Annotated in this window: 1 protein-coding gene and 1 pseudogene; both read right to left on the minus strand. The window is 24.9% G+C overall.

Annotated features, from left to right (window positions below; all coding sequences use genetic code 11):
• Nucleotides 1–444: DUF443 family protein (locus CD155_RS12850; protein WP_308447158.1), on the minus strand; the 444-nt coding region annotated here is incomplete at its 3' end.
• Nucleotides 445–548: 104 nt separating this feature from the next.
• A pseudogene (locus tag CD155_RS11965) lies at nt 549–1,227 on the minus strand (DUF443 family protein).
• Between the last annotated feature and the right edge of the window lie 6 nt (nt 1,228–1,233).

The following is a 1,233-nucleotide window of genomic DNA, read 5'->3' on the forward strand; positions in this document are numbered from 1 at the left end:
AGGCCATACATATGCACTTTGTTGAGCATTTTCTATTAAAATATCAATTTTTCTTTCATCTTTTTTATTAATCACAATTTTAAATATTAATAAAGGCACGATAATTAGCAATACTATTACTAAATTTAAGATAAAGTTAGTTGAAAAATCCATATAATCACCTATAGATTTAGTTAATATTCCGATTAATGAGCCAATCCCAGCAGTCCACCCTATCAGTGAATCATTTTTATCTTTTTCTTCCTTTGAAATGTTCGCAGTTTTTATATCTTTTAGTTCCCGTTCGTTAATTTCTTTTAGTGGGTGAGGCGTTATGTAATTGATTAATGGCAAGATAAATGATAGTTTATTACGATTTAAGTTTATTATATAGTGTTTTCCGTTATTGTGTATCAATCTGTATTTGTTGTTCTTTTTAAGAGATTCAATTGTTATAGAATTGATTGTTTTTCTCCCCTTTTATATCTATGTTTAATACAACCCCAATATTATCTTTCAAATAAGTTAACTTAAGAAAAATAAAATTGAGTTAACTATAATCCATACTGCTATCGGTTCAATTTGATTTCCCCTATCTTTCCATCAATTGTCGTTTGCGCATATAAAATAACATTTTGAAATAGGATAAAAGTTAGAAATATCATTATTCCAAAAACAAATATTATATTTGTTTGTTTTAACCACAGAAATCCATATGTTGTAGCAATGAAAATAAATGTAATTGGTAAGTTATAAATGATATTTTGAAATAAAACTTTAGAATTTGGCAGTATAAATGCTTTGCTTTCAGCATAACTTAATTCTATACCTAACTTAATTTTCTTTTTTCTATCAACGATACTTTTTATTAAGACAATTGGAATAATTGCGATTAATAAAAATATTTGTAGAAAAGTTCAAGTAATCAATTAATGACCTTGTTAAAGTTGCAATTAAAACAGCTACCCCAGCCCCTAAGATATTTAATGAGTCACGTTTATTTTTCTCATTTTTAGAAATATATGCTGTCCTTATATCTTTCAACTCATTTTTATCAACTTTTATAAGTGGTTGACGTGTAATATAATTCAACAATGGAAATATGTAGAATATTTTATTTCTATTGAGATTTATAATGTAATATGTATTATCATAATTTATAATTTTGTATTTACTATTTTTCTCTATTGTCTCTATAGTAATTTTATTAATATATGTATCCTCCTCACCCTTATTAAAATTTATTATCTTAAA

Source organism: Staphylococcus caprae, from assembly GCF_002902725.1.
Lineage (GTDB): Bacteria > Bacillota > Bacilli > Staphylococcales > Staphylococcaceae > Staphylococcus > Staphylococcus caprae.